17 protein-coding genes are annotated in these 17,829 nt (G+C 71.4%); 8 read left to right on the forward strand and 9 right to left on the reverse strand.

Annotated features, from left to right (window positions below; translation table 11 throughout):
• Window position 1 precedes the first annotated feature (1 nt).
• Genes AC0KXF_RS12095 through panB form a run of 3 tightly spaced genes read left to right on the forward strand, consistent with a single transcriptional unit; the run spans window position 2 to window position 2,474 of the window.
• A complete protein-coding gene (locus tag AC0KXF_RS12095; RefSeq protein WP_473109427.1) occupies window positions 2-748 on the forward strand; it encodes a DUF2520 domain-containing protein in 747 nt (248 codons plus the stop codon).
• The gene (gene panC / locus AC0KXF_RS12100; protein ID WP_473109428.1) at window positions 745-1,623 is read left to right on the forward strand and encodes a pantoate--beta-alanine ligase; all 879 of its coding nucleotides are present in this window, start codon (window positions 745-747) and stop codon (window positions 1,621-1,623) included. Before AC0KXF_RS12095 ends, panC begins: the two co-directional genes overlap by 4 nt.
• Window positions 1,620-2,474: a 3-methyl-2-oxobutanoate hydroxymethyltransferase gene (gene panB, locus AC0KXF_RS12105; RefSeq protein WP_473109429.1), complete on the forward strand. Its 855-nt coding sequence runs from the start codon at window positions 1,620-1,622 to the stop codon at window positions 2,472-2,474. Before panC ends, panB begins: the two co-directional genes overlap by 4 nt.
• A 176-nt stretch (window positions 2,475-2,650) precedes the next feature.
• Here the strand turns inward: panB and AC0KXF_RS12110 are convergent, their stop codons facing one another.
• The 4 genes from AC0KXF_RS12110 to AC0KXF_RS12125 all read right to left on the reverse strand — a co-directional run bounded on the left by AC0KXF_RS12110 (window position 2,651) and on the right by AC0KXF_RS12125 (window position 7,118).
• Window positions 2,651-4,066, reverse strand: coding sequence for an O-acetylhomoserine aminocarboxypropyltransferase/cysteine synthase family protein (locus tag AC0KXF_RS12110; protein WP_473109430.1), 1,416 nt, complete (start codon window positions 4,064-4,066; stop codon window positions 2,651-2,653).
• Window positions 4,063-5,325: a MalY/PatB family protein gene (locus AC0KXF_RS12115; RefSeq protein ID WP_473109431.1), complete on the reverse strand. Its 1,263-nt coding sequence runs from the start codon at window positions 5,323-5,325 to the stop codon at window positions 4,063-4,065. Before AC0KXF_RS12115 ends, AC0KXF_RS12110 begins: the two co-directional genes overlap by 4 nt.
• A 78-nt stretch (window positions 5,326-5,403) precedes the next feature.
• Window positions 5,404-6,627 carry a heparan-alpha-glucosaminide N-acetyltransferase domain-containing protein gene (locus tag AC0KXF_RS12120; protein ID WP_473109433.1) on the reverse strand — a complete coding sequence of 408 codons (1,224 nt, stop codon included), beginning with the start codon at window positions 6,625-6,627 and terminating at the stop codon, window positions 5,404-5,406.
• Window positions 6,628-6,638: 11 nt separating this feature from the next.
• On the reverse strand, window positions 6,639-7,118 hold the full coding sequence (locus AC0KXF_RS12125) for an ATP-dependent zinc protease family protein (protein ID WP_223044975.1): 480 nt from the start codon (window positions 7,116-7,118) through the stop codon (window positions 6,639-6,641).
• A 24-nt stretch (window positions 7,119-7,142) separates the two neighbouring features.
• On the opposite strand from AC0KXF_RS12125, the gene AC0KXF_RS12130 reads away from it, so the two are divergent.
• Window positions 7,143-8,336: a RimK family alpha-L-glutamate ligase gene (locus AC0KXF_RS12130; RefSeq protein WP_473109434.1), complete on the forward strand. Its 1,194-nt coding sequence runs from the start codon at window positions 7,143-7,145 to the stop codon at window positions 8,334-8,336.
• Between the two features lie 17 nt (window positions 8,337-8,353).
• Here AC0KXF_RS12130 and AC0KXF_RS12135 read toward each other — a convergent pair whose 3' ends face one another.
• The gene (locus AC0KXF_RS12135) at window positions 8,354-9,079 is read right to left on the reverse strand and encodes a YceI family protein (RefSeq protein WP_473109435.1); all 726 of its coding nucleotides are present in this window, start codon (window positions 9,077-9,079) and stop codon (window positions 8,354-8,356) included.
• A 421-nt stretch (window positions 9,080-9,500) separates the two neighbouring features.
• Between AC0KXF_RS12135 and AC0KXF_RS12140 the strand changes: the two genes are divergently transcribed.
• Window positions 9,501-10,178, forward strand: a complete 678-nt coding sequence (locus tag AC0KXF_RS12140; RefSeq protein WP_473109436.1) for a hypothetical protein — start codon at window positions 9,501-9,503, stop codon at window positions 10,176-10,178.
• 74 nt (window positions 10,179-10,252) lie between these two features.
• Here AC0KXF_RS12140 and AC0KXF_RS12145 read toward each other — a convergent pair whose 3' ends face one another.
• Complete coding sequence (locus AC0KXF_RS12145; protein WP_473109437.1) at window positions 10,253-12,121, reverse strand: hypothetical protein; 1,869 nt, start codon at window positions 12,119-12,121, stop codon at window positions 10,253-10,255.
• Window positions 12,122-12,133: 12 nt separating this feature from the next.
• Entirely contained in the window at window positions 12,134-12,379 is a 246-nt protein-coding gene (locus AC0KXF_RS12150) for a hypothetical protein (protein ID WP_473109438.1), read from the reverse strand.
• 10 nt (window positions 12,380-12,389) lie between these two features.
• Between AC0KXF_RS12150 and AC0KXF_RS12155 the strand changes: the two genes are divergently transcribed.
• Entirely contained in the window at window positions 12,390-13,151 is a 762-nt protein-coding gene (locus AC0KXF_RS12155) for a response regulator transcription factor (RefSeq protein WP_473109439.1), read from the forward strand.
• Between the two features lie 38 nt (window positions 13,152-13,189).
• On the opposite strand, the gene AC0KXF_RS12160 is transcribed toward AC0KXF_RS12155, so the two are convergent.
• Window positions 13,190-14,257: a diacylglycerol/lipid kinase family protein gene (locus AC0KXF_RS12160; RefSeq protein WP_473109440.1), complete on the reverse strand. Its 1,068-nt coding sequence runs from the start codon at window positions 14,255-14,257 to the stop codon at window positions 13,190-13,192.
• 46 nt (window positions 14,258-14,303) lie between these two features.
• Entirely contained in the window at window positions 14,304-14,921 is a 618-nt protein-coding gene (locus tag AC0KXF_RS12165) for a hypothetical protein (protein ID WP_473109441.1), read from the reverse strand.
• A 345-nt stretch (window positions 14,922-15,266) separates the two neighbouring features.
• On the opposite strand from AC0KXF_RS12165, the gene AC0KXF_RS12170 reads away from it, so the two are divergent.
• Both AC0KXF_RS12170 and AC0KXF_RS12175 read left to right on the forward strand, forming a co-directional pair.
• Entirely contained in the window at window positions 15,267-16,913 is a 1,647-nt protein-coding gene (locus AC0KXF_RS12170) for a deoxyguanosinetriphosphate triphosphohydrolase family protein (protein WP_473109442.1), read from the forward strand.
• 247 nt (window positions 16,914-17,160) lie between these two features.
• Complete coding sequence (locus AC0KXF_RS12175; protein ID WP_473109443.1) at window positions 17,161-17,796, forward strand: class II aldolase/adducin family protein; 636 nt, start codon at window positions 17,161-17,163, stop codon at window positions 17,794-17,796.
• Window positions 17,797-17,829 lie beyond the last annotated feature (33 nt).

Raw genomic sequence — 17,829 nt, forward strand, 5'->3', positions numbered from 1 at the left:
GATGCGCGTTCAGATCGTCGGTCGCGGTCGTGTCGGAGCGGCGATGGCGCACGCGCTCGCGGGCTCCGGGATCGAGGTGCCGCCGCCCGCCAGTCGGGGCGCCGACGGCGCGGGCCCGGACGGGGCCGTCGCCGACGTCGTGCTGCTCGCCGTGCCCGACGGTGCGATCGCCGACGCGGCCGCGCGCATCGTGCCCGGCCCGGTCGTGGGGCACTGCTCGGGTGCGACCGGCCTCGATGTGCTGCGGCCGCACCCTGCGTTCAGCCTGCACCCGCTGCTGACCGTGCTGGGCGCGGGCACATCGTTCGCGGGGGCGCACGCCGCGATCGACGGTTCCGACGATCGGGCGCTCGCCGTCGCGCAGCGGCTCGCCGATGCGCTCGGGCTCGAGACCTTCAGGGTGCGGGGCGAGGATCGGGCGGCGTACCACGCCGCGGCGTCGATCGCCTCGAACTTCCTCGTGACGATCGAGGGCGTCGCCGAGCGGCTCGCGGCGACCGCCAGGGTGCCGCGGCAGGCGCTGCTGCCCCTCGCATCGGCGGCCCTGAGCAACTGGGGAGCCCGCGGCGCCGAGGCCGCACTCACGGGCCCCGTCGCCCGGGGCGACGAGGCGACGGTGGAACGGCAGCGGGCGGCGGTGGCTGATCGCGCTCCCGACGCGCTCGCACTGTTCGACGCGCTCGTCGCGGCGACCCGGGAACTGGCGGCGGGGACACCGCAGGCACACGACCGGGAGGATCACCGATGAGGATCGTGCGCACCGTGCGGGGACTGCGCGAGGCCGTCGCGGCGGCGAGAGCCGCGGGCTCCACCGTCGCCCTCGTGCCGACCATGGGGGCGCTGCACGAGGGGCACCTCTCGCTCGTGCGGGCGGCCAGGGCCGAGCACGGTTTCGCCGTCATGTCGATCTTCGTGAACCCCAAGCAGTTCAACGAGGCCTCGGACCTCGCGGCCTATCCCCGCCAGGAGGAGCGCGACGCCGGCCTCGCAGAGGCGGCCGGGGTCGACCTCGTCTTCGCCCCGGATGCGGCAGAGCTCTACCCCGAGGGCTTCGCGACCACCGTGCACGTCTCCGGCCCCATCACCGAAACCCTCGAGGGTGCGAACCGGGGAGCCGTGCACTTCGACGGCGTCGCCACGGTCGTCTCGAAGCTGCTCATCGCGGCGACCCCGGACGCCGCCTACTTCGGCCAGAAGGATGCTCAGCAGATCGTCGTGGTGCGGCGGATGGTCGCCGACCTGGGCATCCCGACCCGCATCGTCGCCTGCCCCACCTCCCGCGACGATGACGGGCTCGCGCGATCCAGCCGCAACGTCCGGCTCAGCACCGAGGAGCGATCCCGGGCCCTCGCCATCCCGCGAGCGCTGGAAGCGATCGCGGCGGCCGCGGCCGCGGGGGAGACGGATCCCGTCGCGTTGCGCGCCCGCGGTGAGGCGGTGCTCGACGGAGCCGGGATCGATCCCGAGTATCTCGCGTTCGTCGACCCCGATACGCTGGAGGCGGTGCCGCGAGTGTCGGAGCCGACGCTTTGCGCCGTCGCCGCACGGGTCGGCGAGGTACGGCTCATCGACAACGTGCTGCTGGGCGTCGCGCCCGAGCAGCGTGAGGAGAGTGTGAAATGACGAAGGTCTCGATCCCCCGGTTGCTCGAGAAGCAGCAGGCGGGCGAACCCATCGTGATGGTCACCGCGTACGACTTCCCGACGGCGCGGGCCGTTGAGCGAGCCGGCGTCGACATGGTGCTCGTGGGCGATTCCGGGGCGCAGGTGCACCTGGGCTACGCGACGACCGCCGAGGTCACGACCGATGAACTGCTCGTGCTCGCGGGGGCGGTGCGCCGCGGAACCGAGACGGCGTTCCTCGTGTGCGACGTCGCGTTCGGCACCACCGAGGAGTCCGACGCTCAGGCGGTCGCCACGGCAGTGCGCTTCGTCAAGGAGGCGGGTGCCGACGCGGTGAAGCTCGAGGGTGGCAACGCCGAGAAGCTGAGCAGGATCCGCGCCATCGTCGCTGCCGGTGTCCCGGTCGTCGGGCATGTGGGGCTTACCCCGCAGACCGCCACCGTGCTCGGCGGGCTGCGCGCTCAGGGCCGCACCGAGTCGAGCGCGGCGCGCGTGGTCGAGGAAGCTCTCGGGGTGCAGCGGGCGGGCGCCTTCTGCGTCGTCGTCGAGGCGGTGCCGGCGGAGGTCACCGCGGTGCTGCGCGAGGTGCTCGACATTCCGATCATCGGCATCGGCGCCGGCCCCGCCGACGGGCAGGTGCTGGTGGTGAACGACCTGCTCGGCGTGACCGAGGGGCGCACCGCGAAGTTCGTGAAGACCTACGGTTCGATCGGCGACGACACCGTCGCCGCGATCTCGGCGTACGCCGACGAGGTGCGCTCGGGGGCGTTCCCCGGTGCCGAGCACCAGTACGCGGCGACGCCCGAGGCCGTCGCCGCGGCGCGGAAGAGCGCTGAGAGGTTGCGCCAGTAGGGTGCCCGCGTTACCCTGCGCGCGGTCGCAGGAGCTCAGCGGGGCCGTTCCCTCAACCCCGTTGTAGACCTCTCGCACCGTTGTAGATCTCCCGCACCGCACGAGAGGTCTGCAACGGTGCGAGAGGTCTACGTCGGCGGGCAGAGAGGAACGACGCAGCCGCAGGGGGGCGCCTCTCAGCCGAGTTCGGCGACTCGATCCAGGCCCGCGCGCAGGTCGCGGATGAGATCGTCTGCCGACTCGAGCCCGATCGACAGGCGCAGCAGGCCGGGCGTGATCCCGAGCCTCTCGTTGATCTCGGGTGCGAATGTACCGTGCGTCGACGTGAGCGGGTGCAGGATCATCGAGCGCGTATCGCCGATGCCGGTCATGCGCGAGAACACCCGCACGCCGTTGACGAAGGCGCGGGCACCGTCGATCCCGCCGCGCACCGTGACGCCGAACACCGACCCCGTGCGCCCGCGACCGGCTTCATCGGCGCCGTAGTCGCGCACCGCGAGTTCGTGCAGCGGGCTCGATGGGAGGCCCGCGTAGTCGACCGAGAGCACCTCCGGCTGCTGCTCGAGCCACTCCGCGATCGCGATCGAGGAGTCGACGTGCCGCTCCATGCGCAGCGACAGCGTCTCCATGCCCTGATGCAGCAGGAAGCCGTGCAGCGGTGAGAGTGTCGGCCCGATGTCGTTGACGACTGATTCGCGCACCGCCCGCGCGTAGGCGCCCCGCCCGAAGCGATCCAGCATCGAGGCGACGCCCGGCCGAGACGACTGCGTGATGAGCGGGTAGCTGCGGCCTGCCTGCTCGGCGGCCTCCCAGTCGAAGGTGCCGCCGTCGACGATCGCGCCGCCCACGGCCGCCCCGTGCCCGGTGAGGAACTTCGTGGTCGAGTGCACGACGATGTGGGCGCCGTGCTCGAACGGGCGGATCAGCGCCGGCGTGCCGACGGTGTTGTCGACCACGACCGGCAGGTTGTAGCGGGCTGCGACCTCGGCGATGCGGCGCAGGTCGGTGACGTCGTTGCGGGGATTCGGGATCGTCTCGGTGTAGATCGCCTTCGTGTCGGGGCGGATCGCGCGCTCCCACTCGGCATCGTCGTCGGCGTCCCAGACGTAGTCGAAGCCGATGCCGAAGCGCTTGAAACTGCGGCCGAACAGGATGCGGGTGCCGCCGTAGATGGAGCCCGTCGAGACGATGTGGTCGCCGTGCTGCGCGAGGGCGAACAGCGCCGCGGAGATCGCCGCCTGCCCGCTCGCGACCGCGACCGCGACGGTGCCGCCCTCGAGCGATGCCAGGCGCTCCTCGGCGACCCAGTTCGTGGGGTTGCCCTGGCGGGAGTAGATCGGCGCTCGCTCGCTCGGGGAGAACCCCTCCGCCTCTCCGTGACCGGGGTGCTCGCCGTCGCGCCAGTGGATGCTGCCGTTGAAGCGGCTCACCTGGTCGTCGAAGTCGTCGAAGAGGTAGCCCGCGGAGAGTGCGATCGGCGGTACACGCAGGCCGCTGTTCTTGTCCGGGTACTCGCCCGCGTGCACCTGGCGGGTATCGAAGCCGAAGCCGTCCCAGTCGTAGATCGGCGCGGCGGCGGTGGGCTCGGTCATCGGGTCTCCTTCGGGGCGGAGGGAAGGATCGCAGCGATGCGGTCGACGGCTTCACGGATCGTGGCGGGAGCGCAGGCGAGATTGAGGCGCACGTGCCCCGCTCCGCCCGCACCGAAGTGGCGGCCGTCGTTCAGCGCGACGCGCGCCCGATCGAGGACGGCGGTGAACGGGTCGTCGCCGACCTCCGTGCCGCGGAAATCGAGCCAGGCCAGGTAGCCGGCCCGCGGGCGGGTGTATCCGACGCCGGGCAGGCGATCCCGAATCAACTCGGCGAGCAGCCGCTCGTTCGCCTCGATCTGCTCGACCGCGCGGTCCAGCCATTCGCGGCCTTCGACGAATGCCGCGACACCGGCGTGGAGCCCGAGGATGCTGGCGCGCGTGACGGTCTCGGGCGGCAGTCCTGCGAGCACCGCGTTCGCCCGATCGTCGGCGGCCACGATCACCGAGCACTTCGCGCCCGCCAGGTTCCACCCCTTGCTCGCGGAGGTGGTGACCACGGCGAGAGCGTCGGCGGCCGCGGCGAGCGGCGCGAAGGGGGTGAAGGTCTCGTCGGAGAAGGTGAGCGGGGCATGGATCTCGTCGGAGATCACGAACACGTCGTGCTCGGCGGCGAGGCGGGCCAGCTCTGCGAGATCGTCCGCGCTGTGCACTAGGCCGTGCGGGTTGTGCGGATTGCAGAGCAGGAACGCGTCGATCCCCGGGCCGGCAGCGAAAGCGCTCTCGATCGCGGCGAGGTCGAGGCGCGTCGCCCCGGCCTCGGCGAGCGGGATCTCGACGATCTCGAACGGTACCTCCTCGAGCATCTCGAAGAACCCGGGGTAGACGGGCGTGGGCAGCGCGAGGCGGCCGCCCTCGGGCCTGAACACCCGCAGCGATTCGACGATCCCCGTGGCGACATCGGTCGCGAGGTGCACGTGGTCGTGCGGCACGCTCCACCCCCAGCGATCCCGCGCGAAGTCGGAGAACGCGGGGGCGAGCGGGCCCGGGCCGTCGAGGTACCCGATGTCGGAGGCTTCGATGCGCGCGACGAGCGCGTCGCGGATCTCGGGCGCGACGGCGAAGTCCATCTCGGCGACGAAGAGCGGCAGCACGTCGGCGGGGAAGCGCGTCCACTTGAGACTCGTGCGCTGCCGCCGCAGCAGGGCCGGGTCGAGCTCGGCGAAGGGAACGCCGCTCGGGTCGGTCTGCTCCCGCGGGGCGCAGCCCGCGCCGCGGACCGCGGCGGTGCCCGGGGCGGGTCGACAGTCGGCTTCGGTCATGCACCCATGCTCTCGCGCACCACTGACATTCTGCGAGTCGTCCGGTAAGGCGGCGTCACACTCGGGCAGATCCTCGCCCTACCCCCGCACTGCGACGCGCACGACGCCCGAGAGCAGGGCCTCGAGCGGGCCCCGGCGGCCGGTCGCCGAGAGAATCGCGCCGATCCCGAGCGCTCCGGCCAGCTGCAGCAGGAACGCGCCGGTGCCCGCGGCCCACCAGGGCAGGCTCTGGGCCAACGCCGGGTCCTCCATGAGGGGGCCGAGCAGCCACCCGGTCGCGATGACGTGCAGGGTGTAGATGGTGAGGGGTGCGGCGCCCGCGGCCCGGAAGATGTCGAGCAGGCGCCCCGGCCGGTGCCCGGGCGCTCGCCGCCGGTCGCAGAGCAGTACGAGCACGCCGATCACGGCGCAGGCGATCCCGATCGTGCGCGCGAGGTCCATCGGCGACCCGGAGTGCGGGGTCGCGATGAGCTGCGCCCAGAGGTCGGGGGAGAGCGGGGCGCCGCTCGCGGACGACAGGAGCAGCTCGGGATCGACGACGTCGACGGGGTGCAGGCCCAGCGCCGCGGGATCGTCGAGCACCAGGCGCGTGACGAACTGGGCGCCGGCGGCGAGGAGGGCTCCAGCCGCGGCGAGCGCGGCGGAGACGCGCCCCAGCGCCTCACGTCGGTTCGCGGCGACCAGCAGGCGCCCGATGAGGATTCCCGCGAGCAGGTAGACCGCCCACGTGATCGCCGGATAGATGCCGGTCAGCAGCAGGGCCCGCACCGCCTCGATCCAGTCGTATCCGAAGGTGTCGAAGGTCACCGAGCGCCCCTCGTAGTCTGCGATGTCGAGCGCGACGCGGAGCGAGGCGTTGAGCGGCCCTCCGACGACGCCGATCCCGATCCCGAGCACGGCGAGCACCCAACTGCGCGCCGCGACGAGCGGCGCGACGAGCAGCATGGCGGTGCCGTAGTAGGCGAGCACGACCACGATCGGGTTTTCGATCATGCCGAGCAGCAGTCCGAGCAGCACGAGCAGGGCCCCGCGGATCGCCACCGCGGCGACGGCCGCGCCGATGCGGTGCTCGCGCAGCAGCCTCCCGGTCGCGAACACCGCGCTGAGCCCGCCGAGCACGGCGAACAGCGGCGCCGCGATGCCCTCCGTGAGCGTGTTCGTGATCTCGGCGGCGCTCAGGGCCGAATCGGAGACGAACGGGTTCCACTCGACGATCGTGATGAGGTGCGCCGCCATCATGCCGGCGATCGCGAGGAACCGCGCGAGATCGACCCCGATGTAGCGCACTCCGGCGACGCGCATGCCTGGGACCCCTAGGCGCGTCCGCGGTTGCGGCGGCGGATCCCGCGCGGCGGCTTGCCCCCCACGAATGAAGCGGAGGAGTCGACGATGAACCCCTGGCGCAGCGCCTCGCGGCCGATGAGCATGCGGAACACCATCTCTTCGCGATCCGTCAGCGTCACCTCGGCCTCGATCACGCGGCCCGCGATCCCGACCTCCATGAGTACCACCGGGCGCATCTGAGCGTGGCCCGAAGAGCTGCGCACGGTGCGGCGGTCGTGCACCGGGAGCTCGACCGCGACCGCGTCCTCCTCGGTGAGCTGCCACGGCTGCACGAGGAACCGCACCCACGACTCGCCGTCGCGCTCGAACTCCTCGATCCCGGTCGCGTGCAGGGCCGATGTCTGCGCCCCGGTGTCCACCTTCGCTTTGACCCACGGCACGTCGATTCCGGGGAGCGACACCCACTCGCGCCAGCCCGTGAGGGTGCTTGAATGGTCGGGTACGGTCACGCAACTATCTTGGCAGGAAACACGGTGAAACTCGCGATTCTCTCGCGCGCCCCGCAGGCGTACTCCACGCAGCGGCTGCAGGCAGCCGCAGAGCAGCGCGGACACAGGGTGAAAGTGCTCAACACGCTGCGCTTCGCCATCGATCTCGCGGGCGAGGAGCCCGACCTGCTGTATCGCGGCAAGCAGCTCAGCGACTACGACGCGATCCTGCCTCGCATCGGCAGTTCCATCACCTACTTCGGCACGGCCGTGGTGCGCCAGTTCGAGCAGATGGACGTCTACACGCCCAACACGGCGGGCGGCATCTCGAACGCGCGAGACAAGCTGCGTGCGATCCAGATCCTCTCCCGCCACAACATCGACATGCCCGCCACCGCCTTCGTGCGCAACCGGGCGGATGTGCGGCCCGCGATCGAGAGCGTGGGCGGCGCGCCCGTGGTGATCAAGCTGCTCGAGGGCACGCAGGGGATCGGCGTGATCCTCGCTCCCCAGGTCAAGGTGGCCGAGGCGATCATCGAGACGCTGCACTCGACGCGCCAGAACGTGCTGATCCAGCGATTCGTGTCGGAGAGCCGCGGTCGCGACGTGCGCGCGCTGGTGGTGGGGGATCGTGTGGTCGCGGCCATGCGGCGGCGCGCCAGCGGTGACGAGTTCCGCTCGAACGTGCACCGTGGCGGCACCGTCGAGCCGGTGCAGCTCGATCCCGTGTACGAGCAGGTCGCCGTGCGCGCCGCACAGATCATGGGGCTGCGCGTGGCCGGGGTCGACATGCTCGAGGGCGACGAGGGGCCGCTCGTGATGGAGGTCAACTCGTCGCCTGGGCTGCAGGGCATCGAGCAGGCGACCGGGCTCGACGTGGCGGGCGCGATCATCGACTATATCGCCGGCCAGGTCGATTTCCCCGAGATCGACGTGCGGCAGCGGCTGTCGGTGTCGACCGGTTACGGCGTCGCGGAGCTCACGATGCACGGTTCGGAGCACGTGGGCAAGACGCTCGGCGAGCTGGGGCTGTGGGATCGCGACATCACCGTGCTCACGCTGCATCGCGGCGTGCAGGTGATCCCGAACCCCCGCAAGCACGTGGTGCTCGAGGCCGAGGATCGCCTGCTGTGCTTCGGCAAGCTCGAGGAGATGCGGACCATGATTCCCGAGCGCCGTCGCCGTCGCGCTCGGGTGCGCAAGCTGCCTAAGTCGGCGCAGGATCTCGCCGAGGGGTAGGGGCGGATCGCCGTTCCCTACTCCTGCTGCGCCGTGAGCTGGAACTCGACGAACCCTTCGGGCTCCACCTGCACGAAGCCGAGGTTCGGGGCTTCGACCCCGAAGTCGGCGAAGGAGATCGGGATCGAGCCGGCGATATCCGCCGTGGTCTCCCCGTCATCCGCGGTAGTGCCCCGCAGCTGCACGTCGACCGTCACGCTGCGCGTGGTACCGGCGATCGTGAGGTCGCCGGTCGCCTCCGCCTGCACGACGTCTCCCGAGGCCGGCGCCTCGTCGAGCGTCACCGGCTCAGTGAGAGCGAAGGTGGCGGTGGGGTATTCGGAGACCCGCAGTGCCTGATCGCGGAAGTAGGCGTCGCGCTGCGCGCTGTCGGTGCTGATGGAGGCGACGTCGACGGTGAGCTCGGCTGCCTCGAGCGTGAGGCCGTCTCCGCCGATGGTGAAGGTTCCGGTCACCTCGTCCGTGCGCCCGGTCACGGTCACGTCGGTGCCGTTCAGCACCTCGTCGACGCGGTAGCCGGCCTCCGAGCCGCCGGCCACGCGCCAGTCGCCGACGAGGACGGCGGGATCGATGGCTGCGCCCAGCGGCTCGAGCATGCTCTCGTCGCCGCTCAGGCTCGGGGCCTCGGCGGCGGGGGGTGCGATGAAGTCGCGATAGATCATGGGCCCCGCGATGGCGGCAGCCGCCGCAAGCGCGAGCACTCCGACGCCTGAGCCGATCAGGATCTTCTGGGATGTCTGCACGGTCTGCTCCTCGCACTGCGGATGGGTGATGCAGGATCCACACTTCCAGGCCGTCCAATGAACGAGCTTGGAGCCCGAGGGGAAAAGCCTGGACGGGTGCGGGTGGTATTCGCGGCGTCACCGGGTGGAATAAGCGGGGGAATCGGGGGCTCGGCACCCATCCACGCCCTGCCGCGCTCCTCTCCGATGCGGCTCTTCCTCTCCGATGCGGCGTCTTCTTGCGCTTCGAAGCGGTGCGTGCCGGCCGCGGGTGGGGAATTCGCGCGGCGGAGGGGGTTTTCTGCGAAAGTGCGAACGGCGCGCATAACCTCTCCTAACCTTACGAAATACACATTTGTGTGCAGGTTCGGATTCGGGTGTCGTCGATCCCTCGGCGGCTCCCGTGCTCCGGACGAGGACGGAAAGGAAGACGAGGAGAAGAATGCCACACGAGACACCAGGTATCAGCCGCCGCTCGGTGGTCACCGCCGCGGCCTGGGCCGCTCCCGTCGTCGCGGTTGCCGTGACCGCGCCGATCGCCGCGGCGTCCGGCGAGCCGGAGGTCTTCTTGCCGACGATGGTCGGCGACTACAGCTTCGGCATCCAGGAGGGCACGCCCCAGGGCGATCAGTACCACTTCAACCACTCCCAGGGCGGGTACGTCCGCTACCGGGTGCCCGCCGACTACCCGAACCCGACCACCACGACGGATGCCACGTTCAGGATCTCCTGGAGCGTCGATGTGCCGCTCACCTGGCATCTCGAGGATCGTGAGTGGGGGGCCTACGGCAGCTGGCAGGACTACTGGGAGATCCAGGAGGTGAGCGGCAGCGCTGCGGTTCCGGATCCGGTCGTGGACGGCCAGGGTTACGGCGTGCCGTACGGGGAGGCCGCCGCCAGCGGCTACGTCGTCTTCAGGGCGAAGTCGCCCCTGCCCGTGGACGTGAACATTCCCGTGCCGCACATGATGTTCCACGGCGAGGATTTCGCGCCGGTGACGGTGGCCGCGGGTGGAGAGCTCGAGGCCGGGTTCATCCCAGGGACCAACAGCGAGGGGCAGCAGGTCGTGGGCGAGAACTGGCTCGTTCGCCGGAACAGGGAGGCGGAGGAGCTCGGCTGACGCTGTTCCGTCCCTTCCTCGCGATCGAGATGACGCCTGTGGCCCCCGACAGCGCTCGTGAAGGGCAGGAAGCGTCATCTCGATCTCGAAGGGAAGGGGCGAGGTGAAAAGCAGGATGGTTTTCGTGCCTTCGCCACGGGGAACGCTCGGGGATTCGCTTGACTTGAACGGTCATGGACATTCCCGCGATCCGATACCCGACCTCGGTGCGCCCGAGAGTGTGCGGACTCCTCGCGCGGCAGATCGAAGATCTCGCCCCGCTCACCCTTCTGCACGCGCCCGCGGGTTTCGGCAAGACCGTCGCGACCGTGCACTGGGCCCGGTCGATGAGGGAAGCCGCCGAAGTGCGCTGGGTGGCGACGCCGGAGCCCGGGATCGGGCACGAGCCCTCTCTCGCGCCCGGGGCGCTCTGGTGCCGGATCGCCGAGGCGCTCGGGGGCGAGGGCGCCCGGCTGAGCACGGCGGGTCCTCGGCTGAGCGCAGCGGGTTCGCGGCTGAGCGCGGCGGATCAGCGGCTGAGCGCGGCGGATCAGCGGCCGTGCGCCGCTGATGACCGGCAGCAGGTCGGGGGACACGCGCGCGAGGAGGTCGAGCGCATAGTCCACGGATTGCGCCGTCCGACCGTGCTCGTGCTCGACGACTATCATCACGTCACCTGTGGAGACCTCGACCTCGGGCTGGCGCGACTGCTCGAGGCCAACCCGCTCCTGCACATGGTGGTGCTGTCGCGGCGGTTCAGCGCACTCGACGGCCCCCTCGTCGGTGGCCGGACCTCGGCCGTGCTCGTCGACGAGCGGATGCTCGAGTTCACGGAGGAGGAGGCGCGTGCGCTCGCCGAACTCTACGGCATCGACGATTTCGCGCAGGTCGAGGAGCGGCGGAAGCGGGCGCACGGCTGGCCGGTGGTGATGCGCTCGGTGGTGCAGCAGCTGGCCGCGGGGAGCAAGCCCAGGGAGATCACCCGGGTGCTCGCCCGACTCGGCAAGCAGCAGTTCGACACCGTGCCCACCGTCTCCGGTCGTCGCGCGGTGCTCGCGATCGTGCTCTGCCCGGACGCCTCGCTGGAGACGCTGGCCGAGACCCTCGAGACACCCTACGCCGATCTCGAGGCCGTGCTGCGGGAGCTCGAGGAGCTCGGGATCGTGCAGCAGAGCTGGTGGCCCGACTCGCCGCGCTATCGCTGCCACGCCGGCCTGGGCGACGCGCTCGGAGCGCTGGCCCGTCGCGAATTCGGACCGGAAGCGCACGCCATGCGCTTGAAGCACGCGGTGGAGCTGAGCCGGGACAAGCCGATCGCAGCGGTGGCGCACCTGTTCGAGATCGGCGAGTACGGCGCCGCATCGCGCGTCTTCACCCGCCACTTCCTCGAGCTCGCGGTACCCGGAAGCGGGGTGATGCAGCTGCTGCGCGGGCTTTCCGACGCCGTGCTCTACGAGTACCCGGTACTCGCGGGCGCCCTGCTGCTGCTCGAGACACCCGAGGGCGACACCCCCGACGAGCGCATCGAGCAGCTCCATCAGTGGCTGCGAGCGCGGGTGCGCCAGCAGCTGCGAGACGGAGAGCACGAGCCGACCCCTCCGCTGATGGCGCTGCTCGCCGTCGCGGAGCGCATGCGAGGCGACGACGATGCCGCGCTCCGCCTCTCGCAGCACATCGAGAAGCGGCTCGAGCGCACCCCCGAGGAACGCTGGGACGCCGAACGCTTCACAGCGCCCCTGCTCTATCGAGCGCTCGGCCTCACTGGGCTTGTAGTCGGCGACCCGGCGATGGCCGAGCGCAACTACCGGCGCGCGTTCGAGGCCGCCGGGCGCTTCGAAAACCTCTCGACCCAGGCGCGTGCATGTGAGGGGCTGGCTGCCGCCGCCGCCTTCTCGGGCGATCTGCTCGCGGCCGAACGAGCCCTGCTCCGACGCGACGCGCTGCTCGACGGTGCTGTGCCGCACGACCGTGCGGCCTCACGCGAGCGCACTTCGCAGGATGTTCGCACTGCACAGGGCGTTCGCACTGCGCAGGGTGACCGCTCGGCGCGGTCGCTTCCGAGGCACAGCTGGTCTCACGATGTGCTGGCGCGCCTGCACATCGCCCGCGAGCGGGGGCGGATCGGCGAGGCCTTCGAAGCGCTGCAGCAGGTCGATGCGCACCCGCTCAAGCGCGTCGAGCAGTGGCCGCTGCTGGTCGTCGCGGAAACCCAGGTGCGTCACCTGGCCGACGGTGCGCCGAGCGCACTCGAGGCGCTGGAGCGGCGTCGCCGTGAGGCGCGGGGCGGATTCGTCGCCACCCGCTACCCTGCGGTGCGTCCTAGAGGCGCACGCCGCGCGTCTGCACATCGCGCTGGGGAACTACGCCGAGGCGGAGCGCCTGCTCGGCCAGCTGCCGGCTGCGCATCCGGACGTCGCGGTGACGGGTGCCCTGCTGCACCTGTTCACCAACCGCTACGCCGCGGCACTCGATGCGGCCGAGCGGACATCGGGGCGGATGGCGGAGTGGCCGCCCGAGCTGTCGGAGCCGCAGCGGCCGCCGCCCCGACTTCGGGTCGAGAACGGTCTCGTGACCGCCGCGGCGCGCTGGGGCCTCGGCGAGCGAGAACGGGCGATCGACTGCTTCGCAGAGGCAGGCGAACTCGCCGAGCGCCTCGGCAACCGCCTGCTGCTGGCGTGCATCCCCCACGATGCGCTCGTGGCGATCGCTGCAGTCGCACGGGAGGCGGGTCGCATCGACCTGACCGAGATGGTCGACCGGATCCCTCCGAACCTCAGAGCGGAAACCTACGAGTCGCTGACCAGGGCCGAACTGCGCACGCTGCAGAGCCTCGCCACGGGGCAGACCGTCGTGCAGATCGACATCACCGAGAACACGGTCAAGTTCCACCTGAAGCGCATCTACCGCAAGCTCCGCGCGTCGAACAGGAGCGAGGCGGTCGCCCGTGCCGCGAACATGATGCTGCTCCCGGCACGCGAGGGCGAGAGCCGGTAGTGGGGCGCGCCCGCCGAGGCGCCCCCAACGGCGCGCGCTTAACGCACGCGGAGAGCGGCGGGCAGGATCCTCACCTCGAACGCCGACACCGATCCCACGTCGTCGCCGTCGACCTCGAACGCGAGCGGCACCGGCAGCTCCGCGCGCACGGTGCGGGCGCGCAGGTGAGCGGTGGATCCCGAACTCTCGGCCTTGTCGCCGCCCGTGATGAGACGCTTCAGGCCGTTGTCCCACACCATGTTCCTCATGGTGTCGAGCCAGGCGCCCGCATCGTCCGCGCGCAGCACCAGCAGGTCGAGCTCGCCGTCGTCGGGGGCGGCATCGGGCAGCAGCGTGATCCCGCCCTGAATGCTGCCGCAGTTCGCCACCAGCACCGTATGCGCGCTCTCCGTGATCGCGGCATCGTCGTCGAGTTGCAGCGAGAGCTCCACGACCTCGGTGCCGGTCGCCGCGCGCCCCAGCGACTCGACGTAGGCCAGCCAGCCCGTCTTCGCCTTCAGCTCGTCGTCGGTCTCGACGATCATCTGCGCGTCGATGCCGAAACCCACCATGACCACAAAGCCGTGACGCTCGCGGCCCGCCGAGCCCGCAGAGTCCGCCGAATCGCCCGTCGCCGCAGAGCCCTCGGATCCGCCCGTCTCCTCGCCCGTGCCTGCCGCCTCGGGCCCGCTCCCGCCCCCACCGGCCGACGCCCGCGTGATGACGACCTCGCCGAGGTCGAGCGGCGATCCCGAGCCCGTCAGCGCGCGCTCGAACGCGGCCCGAGCAACCCCGAGCGGCACCCCCAGGTTGCGGGCCAGCAGGTTGCCCGTGCCGAGCGGCACGATCCCGAGGTCGGCGGCCGGCGATCCCGACTCACCGAGACGCTCGGCCACCGCGCGCACCGTGCCGTCACCGCCCGCTGCGATCACGAGACCGCACCCGGCGTCGATCGCGGCCGAGGCGGCGCCCTGGCCCGGATCCTCCTCGGTCGTCTCGAACCACTGGCACTCGGGACGATCCTGATCCGCCGCGAAGGCGCCCTCGAGCGCGCGCTCGAACGCCTCACGCAATTCTTCGCCATCGACCTTCGACGGGTTCCAGACGATGCCGACCTTTTCGTTCATGCGCGCTCCCTCGGTGCTCGGTTCACAGTAGTACTCGGTGCTCGGTTCACAGCTCTGCGAGCAGCGTCTTCCAGTGCGCTCGCCACTCCTCGATGCGCTCGCCGTCGGCGAGGCCGTCCTGCGACACCGCGAGCGAGGTCTTCTCGCCCTTCGGGGTCGCGGACACCTCGACGCGCCCCGCCCCTTCGAGGTCGAAGCGCAGGAAGCTGCGCTTATCGGTGCGGGATCGCCGGGGCGCACCGGCGGTGTGCCCCAGGTGCTCGGAGCGACCGCTGTGGGCCGCCGCCCAGGCCTCGATCGCGGCGTCGCGGTCGAGGGGCAGCGTGCGGCTCGCTCCGACGCGGAACGTGCCCGACGACGACTGGCCGGGCACGCGCAGGCCGGCGTGCTGCTCGAAGGCGATCGCCGCGCTCTGCGCCCACCAGTCGGGGTTCTGCAGGTCCTCGGGCATCGCGGCGCGCGCGAGGCGGGCGATCTCGGCGTGGCTCATCTCGCGGGCCCCCGTGTCCTCGAAGACGCGCAGCCAGTCCCCCCACGGGCGGCCGGTGGCGCGCTCGAGCGCTTCCACGTTGCCGGCGCGGGTGCGATTGCCGGTGGGCTGCTGGTTCGCGCGGCTCTCGGGCCCGATGTCGGATCCTGCGTCGTTCTGTGATGCAGCACTCATGCCATCAGCGTACTCGCCCGGCTTCCTCCCCGGGCCTTGTCTCGGCCCCCTTCCTGCCCCGTCTCCTGCCGGGCCTTGCCGCGGACCCCTTCCTGCCCCGTCTCCTGCCGGGCCTTGCCGCGGACCCCTCACCTGTTTTCTCCTGGAGCCTTGCCCCGGCCCCTCCGCCGAGATACGGATAACGCACGCCGATGTGCGAGCGGAGCTGCGAGATCCGTATCTCGGCGGGAGCGTGTGCTGGCGCGGGGTGGGGCTGGGGCCGCTGGGGGGGCGCGGGTGGGACAGGCGCGGGATCCGGCCCGCCTGATCCGGCTCGCCTGACCCGGCGGATGCTTGAATGGGTGCATGACTGAGCACACCGACCGCGAGGAGCGCCGGCACGTCGAGCACGTCTCGTCGCAGCACCGATCGGCCGGCATCGATGACGGGTACTTCGCCGGAGACAGCCTGGGCGACGCGGTGGCGGCCACTGACACCGCGAGGCCCGAGATGCCGGGCGCGCAGGAATACCGGATAGACCTCGAGCGCATCCGCTTCTCGTCGTACTTCGCGCGGCTCTCGGACGTGACGCAGGTCGTGCCGCGCTCCGGAGTCGGCCCTGTCATGCACAACCGGCTCACTCACTCGCTCAAGGTGAGCGCCGTCGCCCGCGTGATCGCCGCGCAGCTGGCGGGGCACGAGGCGCGGCACCGAGCGCACGTGCGCGGGGAGCGCCGCGACGACGACACGACGGGTGCCGCGGTCGCGCGCCTCGGCGGCTGCGATACCGTGGTGGCGCAGGCCGCGGCGCATGCGCACGATCTGGGGCATCCGCCGTTCGGACACCTGGGGGAGCGGGTGCTGGATCGCGTGGCACGCGAACGACTCGGCCTGGTCGAGGGGTTCGAGGGCAACGCGCAGAGCTTCCGCATTCTCACGCAGCTCGACACGCTCGGGCGCGACTTCCCGGGGCTCAACCTCACCGCGGCAACGCGGGCGGCGACGCTCAAGTACCCGTGGACGCGGGCCTCGTGGATCGGCGTGTCCGAGGCCGAGCGTCCCGTGACCGAGCGGCCGCGCGGCGTCGGGGCCGATGCCGTGCACGGTGCCGAAAAGTTCTCGGTGTACGCGCTCGACGCGGGCGAGATGGAGAGCGCGCTCGCCGCCTTCCCCCGAGTCGCACGCGGGATGCAGACGGTCGAGTGCGCCGTCATGGACCTCGCCGACGACATCGCCTACGCGGTGCACGACCTCGATGACTTCACGCGCGCGGGGGTGCTGCAGCAGGCGGCGGTCGCGGGGGAGTTCCGGGCGTGGCTGGCCGACGGGGCCCGCCTCGCGCGCATGGTCCCCGAGGAGCTGACGGGGTCGGGCGCGCTGCGCATTCCGGGGCACGCGCTCGAGCAGCTGTGGCGCCGTATCGCGCTCAAGGACGCGTGGATCGCGGATCGCGACGCCTTCACCGCGGCAGTGCGCCGTGTCAGCGCCGATATCGGTGACTCGCTGCTCGCGGTGCCCTACGACGGTGGCATCGACAGCGAGCGGGCGGTTTCCGACTTCACCAGGCGCTGGATCGAGCACCTGCGCACCTCGATCGTGGTCGATGAGCAGCCCCACATCCGCAGCGGATACGTTCGGCTCGACCGCCAGGCCTGGCACGAGGTCGCGGTGCTGAAGTTCGTGCACGCCCACTTCGTGCTCGAGCGCCCCGAGCTCGGCCAGCCGCAGCGCGGGCAGGCCCGGGTGATCGAGCAGCTGGTGCTCGGGTTCGACGCGTGGCTCGCGGATCCCGTCGACGCCGACCGCGCGCCCCGCCGCCTGCTGGAGTGGGCCGACGAGGCCACAGGGGCGAACTTCGAGCTGCGCCGCGCGAGGCCCGAGCTGCTCTCGGGCGACACGAGCGACTCCGGGCTGCGCCGTCAGGGCCGCACGCGCGCGATCCTCGACTACGTGGCCTCGCTGAGCGACCAGCAGGCGCTCTCGACGCACCGGGACCTGACTGGCGCGGCCTGATCGAGGCGCGGCCCTCCGCCCGTCGCCCGCCGCCGGAGTGGTGCCGTGCTCCGGGCAGGAGATCCTCATCCAGGCAGGTGGTTTCAAGGAAGAGCTCCCGTTCAGGGCACGATCTCCTACCTGGGGCGGGGGCATGGGGGCGGGGTGGGTTGGCGTGAGGCGGGGTGTGCTGGTGTGAGGCAGGGCGGATTGGGGTGAGGCGGGGGAGGCGTGAGGCGGGGGAGGCGTGAGGCGGTACGGTGGGGGCATGAGTGTGAATCGGGATCGGGACGAGCTCATCCGGCAGTTGATCGAGGTCGGCCGCGACGCGGCCGGGAGGGGCCTGGTGCTCGCGAGCGCCGGCAACATCTCGGCCCGCATCGCCGACGACCGCTTCGTCGTCTCCGGGAGCGGCGTCTGGTTCGACCGGCTGACCCCCGCGGACTTCGTCGAGCTGACGCTCGATGACGCCGAGACCGGCGCGCCCTCGACGGGCGGGGTCAAGCCGTCGAGCGAGTGGAAGCTGCACCACCGCGCCTACCGCGCGCGCCCCGACGCCGAGTGCGTACTGCACCTGCACCCCCGCACCGCGGTGGTGCTCGCCAGCATGGGCCGCGAGGTGCGGCGCATCACGCTCGACCACGCCTATTACCTCGGCTCCATCGGCGTCACGCCGTTCTTCCACAACGGCACCGACGAGCTGGCCGACTCGGCCGCCGAGCAGCTGCGCGAGCACGACTGCGTCATCATGCGTCACCACGGCTGCTCGGTCGTGGCCGACACGATCGACATGGCCTACCGGCGCGCCCTCAACCTCGAAGACGCGGCGCAGGCGACGGTGCTCGCGCTGCAGCTCGGCGACACCGAGACGGTCTTCCCCGAGGAAGGCGCGCAGCACGCCTGAGCACGCTGCGCAGCGTGTCCAGGCGCTCTCGCA

This window comes from Leucobacter holotrichiae (assembly GCF_055791005.1).